The sequence below is a fragment of the Marinobacter halodurans genome, assembly GCF_004327985.1.
GTDB classification, from domain to species: domain Bacteria; phylum Pseudomonadota; class Gammaproteobacteria; order Pseudomonadales; family Oleiphilaceae; genus Marinobacter_A; species Marinobacter_A halodurans.
This window is the reverse complement of record NZ_SJDL01000248.1, coordinates 1-244: the sequence shown is the minus strand read 5'-3', so window position 1 is coordinate 244 and position 244 is coordinate 1. Positions and strand designations below refer to the sequence as shown.

Sequence of the window (244 nt, the reverse complement as noted above, 5' to 3'; positions counted from 1 at the left end):
ACAGGTGGTGGTACAACACCCCTTCCTGCAACGGCGCCAGCGGGTAGATGTCCTGCACGTTGGCCGCACCGCCATCCACCGCCGCCACGATGCCGTCGAGCGCCTCCTGCGGCAGCTCCACCAGCGGCAGCATCGACGGCTCAAGCGCCGTACAGCCTTCGGGAATACCATTGGGCGGTACTGCGATGTCAGTAACACCACTCACCGCCCCGGCCAGCGCCGACAACGTCGGCTGCGCGAACAG

At 66.8% G+C, this 244-nt stretch carries 1 pseudogene; it reads right to left on the bottom strand.

Going from position 1 to position 244, the window contains the following annotated elements:
* Window positions 1–244, bottom strand: a pseudogene (locus EZI54_RS24785) (hypothetical protein); the annotation flags it as partial.